General features: G+C 53.7%; 4 protein-coding genes. 1 reads left to right on the top strand and 3 read right to left on the bottom strand.

Annotation, left to right across the window (positions count from 1 at the left end; genetic code table 11):
- Positions 1–37: 37 nt before the first annotated feature.
- The 3 genes from NP590_RS20185 to NP590_RS20175 form a co-directional block, all read right to left on the bottom strand.
- Complete coding sequence (locus NP590_RS20185) at positions 38–292, bottom strand: hypothetical protein (protein ID WP_256604543.1); 255 nt, start codon at positions 290–292, stop codon at positions 38–40.
- A gap of 108 nt (positions 293–400) precedes the next feature.
- The gene (locus tag NP590_RS20180; protein WP_256604542.1) at positions 401–1,333 is read right to left on the bottom strand and encodes an Aq_1264-related membrane protein; all 933 of its coding nucleotides are present in this window, start codon (positions 1,331–1,333) and stop codon (positions 401–403) included.
- 128 nt (positions 1,334–1,461) lie between these two features.
- Positions 1,462–1,665, bottom strand: a complete 204-nt coding sequence (locus NP590_RS20175) for a cold-shock protein (RefSeq protein WP_255189502.1) — start codon at positions 1,663–1,665, stop codon at positions 1,462–1,464.
- Between the two features lie 271 nt (positions 1,666–1,936).
- Between NP590_RS20175 and clpB the strand changes: the two genes are divergently transcribed.
- Positions 1,937–4,561, top strand: a complete 2,625-nt coding sequence (gene clpB / locus NP590_RS20170) for an ATP-dependent chaperone ClpB (protein WP_256604540.1) — start codon at positions 1,937–1,939, stop codon at positions 4,559–4,561.
- Positions 4,562–4,594 lie beyond the last annotated feature (33 nt).

Raw genomic sequence — 4,594 nt, 5'->3', positions numbered from 1 at the left:
ACATCGAAGCCATGGGCTTCGATGTCGGCGCCAGCGCTTAGACTTTGACGTCGAGTAAACTACCCAACATTTTGTCATGCGCCTGAATGATCTTGGCGGCGGCGGATGTCTCCAGTTCTGCTTCTTTTAAACTCAAAACCGGTTTAAACAAATCCGCCGCCTGAATAGGTTCGCTGCCGCCGACCTCTTGACTTTGTACCGGTAGCCGGGCAATGGTTTGCGCGGCGTTATCGGCCTTTTGCTGGGCATTGCTGATCAGGTTTGTAGCGCTGCTTAATGGATTGATGTTCATTTTATACCTCCCATGTTTCAGCCAGCATCTTAATACCATGGCTATCGGCCGGGATAGCCATGAATTGAATGATGTTTGCCGTTTTGCAGGCTATATCACATTGCCTTTTTAGTCTTTCATTTCCAGCCTTTTTTGCCACCAGCGCTTAACCCAGGGCAAACCACGACTCAACCATTGCGCCCAAAGTTTTTTCAGGGTCGATTTGGCCAGGCAGCCCAAACGGTTGCCCAAGCTCACGGCCTGATCGCAACCGATCTGCTGCAACCTGGCTTCGACAAGCGTACTCCACTGCGGACGCGGTTGACCGTTGGCATCCAGAAATACCTTGTCGTACAACCACATTTCCAACACTGAAACCGTCCACATGAATGCAAACGAAAAAGCCATGCCGGCACCCGCCAGTATTACCAAAATCGCAAACATCGGATGCAACTTGGTCAACCACCAGGACAGAATATCCACCAGCAAAAACAGATAGGGCATGCCGATGGCGATGGATTTATATTTGACGGTACTGGTTTCAGCGAAGCTAAAAATCAAACCGACGAACATGAAAATAAAGCTGATGCCGAACAAATGTATGTGCGATACCCGGGTTAGCGAGCTAAAGGTCGCTCCCTCATCCTCCCTGGTCAGCTCTTTTAAAACCTTGAAATTGGTAAAATCGGGCACCGGCGCATCCTTGCCATGGCACATCACGCAACGCTCCTGTATGATTTTTTCGACGCCGGATTCGGCATACTCATCCTCTTCGGCGCCATCCCGCACCCATTGCATGATCACAAAGCGTTCCTGTTCCGAAGCATTTTCCTTCATGGAGCCGTTCAGCTTGGTTTCCAACACGGTACCGGAACGGTTGCCGTAATAGCTGTATACGATATCGTCAATCGACAAACCGAACTTGCCGTCGGCCATGCCGTGGGTAAACAGGATCTGGATCAGCGCAAACAAATAGCCCACTGCCACCGAGGTCAGGTAACCGGTAAACAGGACCTTGACCGGAATATCCAGATTTTTTAACGAAGAAAAGTCGCGTGCCATGGGATTCACATGAGTAGTTGGAGGGGAGAATTCGATTATAGCCTGCCTGATCAATCAGCACTTATTCATACAGGCAAAAAAAAGGCCCTTGTTAAACAAGAGCCTTTATTTCACGGAGCCTTCAATGTTTATCTAGGCTGAACATTCGCGGCGGTTAAACCCTTGGGGCCGGATTCGATATCGAACTCGACGGATTGACCGGGAGACAATGTTTTAAAGCCCTCGCCCAAAATCACCGAGTGATGAACAAAAACATCTTCCTTGCCTTCCGATGGTTCGATAAATCCAAAGCCTTTGGTGTTGTTAAACCACTTGACCGTGCCTGTTGCCATTTTTAAAACTCCTACAAATATAAACTGATAGTGACGCAGAAAAACAATATTGAAAAACCTTTTTCCAAGCGGCCAAGGCACAACTCAACATCTTTAACTGAGCCGAACAATTGTACTTTGATTTATTTATCAAGGCTACCCATCTTGACCAACCCAACACCGCCACTCATAAGCCCGGCGAAATATTTCCATGTAGCCTATTACCTCACCTTGAAAAAGGTTACATAACGCCGCATTTCCGGGACAAGATTAATTTTTAGAGGTATTCAGCATGCGAATGGACAAACTTACCAGTAAATTCCAGCAGGCACTCGCCGATGCGCAAAGCCTGGCTTTGGGCAAGGACCACCAATTCATTGAACCGCTGCACGTGATGCTGGCATTGCTGGACCAGGAAGGCGGCAGCATCAAGCCGCTGTTGCAACAAGTCGGCATTCAGGTAAACGCCTTGCACGACGAGCTGCGCAAGGAAATCGACCGCCTGGCCAGCGTATCCGGTTCCGGCGGCGACGTGCAGCTTTCCAACGAGTTGTCGCGCATGCTCAATCTGACCGACAAACTGGCGCAAAAACGCAAGGACGCCTTCATCTCCAGCGAACTGTTCTTGTTGGCGGCCCTGGAAACCAGCGGCAACCTGCAAACCATTTTAAAACGCGCCGGCCTGACGGCCGCCGGCCTGGAAAAAGCCATCGAAAACTTGCGCGGCGGCCAGACCGTCAACGATGCCAATGCGGAAGACCAACGCCAGGCCCTGAAAAAATACACCATCAACCTGACTGAACGGGCCGAACAAGGCAAGCTGGATCCGGTAATCGGCCGAGACGACGAAATCCGCCGCACCATCCAGGTTCTGCAGCGCCGCACCAAAAACAACCCGGTGCTGATCGGCGAACCCGGCGTCGGCAAGACCGCCATTGTGGAGGGTCTGGCGCAACGCATTATCAACGGGGAAGTACCGGAAGGCATTAAGGGCAAACAATTGCTGTCGTTGGATATGGCGGCCCTGATTGCCGGCGCCAAATTCCGCGGCGAGTTTGAAGAACGCTTGAAAGCCGTCCTGAACGACATCGCCAAGCTGGAAGGTCAGGTCATCCTGTTCATTGACGAGCTGCACACCATGGTTGGCGCCGGCAAGGCCGAAGGCGCCATGGATGCCGGCAACATGTTGAAACCTGCCCTGGCGCGCGGCGAACTGCATTGCGTCGGTGCCACCACCTTGGACGAATATCGCAAATACATCGAAAAGGATGCCGCGCTGGAACGCCGCTTTCAAAAAGTGCTGGTCGACGAACCCACGGTGGAAGACACGGTAGCGATCTTGCGCGGTTTGAAGGAGAGGTACGAAATCCACCACAGCGTCGACATCACCGACCCCGCCATAGTCGCCGCAGCCACGCTGTCGCACCGCTACATTTCAGACCGCCAGTTGCCGGACAAAGCTATCGATCTGGTCGACGAAGCCGCCAGCCGCATCCGCATGGAAATGGATTCCAAACCGGAAGCCATGGACAAGCTGGACAGACGCTTGATCCAGCTGAAAATAGAGCGCGAGGCCATGAAGAACGAATCCGACGCCGCATCGAAAAAGCGCCTGGAAATCCTGCAGGAAGACATCGCCGATCTGGAAAAAGAATACTCCGATCTGGACGAAATCTGGAAGGCGGAAAAAGCCGCCCTGCAAGGCACGGCAACGATCAAGGAGCGGCTGGAACATGCAAGACTGGAATTGGAAGCCGCCCGCCGCAACCAGGATTACACCCGCATGTCGGAACTGCAGTACGGCGAAATCCCCAAACTGGAAAAAGAACTCGATCTGGCTTCGCAAGCCGAAATGCAGGAAACCACCTTGCTGCGCAGCAAAGTCACCGAAGAGGAAATCGCCGAAGTCGTTTCCAAATGGACCGGCATTCCGGTTGCCAAAATGATGGAAGGCGAACGGGATAAATTGCTGCGCATGGAAGAAGAGCTGGGCAAGCGGGTGATTGGTCAAACCGAGGCCTTAAAAGCCGTCAGCAACGCCATTCGCCGCTCCCGCGCCGGCTTGTCCGATCCTAACAGGCCCAACGGCTCCTTCCTGTTCCTCGGCCCGACCGGCGTCGGCAAAACCGAATTGTGCAAGGCCCTGGCGGAATTCATGTTCGACACCGAAGAAGCCATGGTGCGTATCGATATGTCGGAGTTCATGGAAAAACATTCGGTGGCCCGTTTGATCGGCGCGCCTCCGGGCTACGTCGGCTATGAAGAAGGCGGCTACCTGACCGAAGCCGTGCGCCGCAAACCCTATTCGGTAATTCTGTTGGACGAGATCGAAAAAGCCCATGCCGATGTCTTCAATGTACTGCTGCAGGTGCTGGACGACGGCCGCCTGACCGACGGCCAGGGCCGTACCGTGGATTTCAGAAATACAGTGGTGGTAATGACTTCCAACCTGGGTTCCAGCGTGATTCAGGAAATGGTCGGCGACGCGCAAGGACGTGCCAGCGCCGCGGGAGGCATGACGCCGGGAGCGGCCGAAGAGAACTACAACAGCATGAAAGAAGCGGTGATGGAAATCGTCGGCCAACATTTCCGGCCGGAATTCATCAACCGCGTCGACGAGGCGGTGGTATTCCATCCGCTGGGCCAAGGCCAGATTCGCGCGATCTGCAAAATCCAGATCGAGCTACTGCTAAATCGCTTGCGGGAAAAAGACATGGGCCTGGAAGTCAGCGAAGCGGCACTGGATTTGCTCGGCGAAGCAGGTTTCGACCCCGTCTACGGCGCCCGGCCCTTGAAACGCGCCATCCAACGGCAATTGGAAAATCCGCTGGCCAATGAAATCCTCTCCAGCCGTTTCCTGCCCGGCGACACCATCAAAGTCGACAAGGCGACGGACGGCCTGACCTTCAGCAAATAAACCCGGCAAAATCGCCGCGCCCGATACGGGCGC

Source organism: Methylomonas subterranea (assembly GCF_024505185.1).
Taxonomy (GTDB): Bacteria; Pseudomonadota; Gammaproteobacteria; order Methylococcales; family Methylomonadaceae; genus Methylomonas; species Methylomonas subterranea.
Note: the sequence above shows the minus strand (reverse complement) of the source record. Positions and strands in the feature narration are given on the sequence as shown.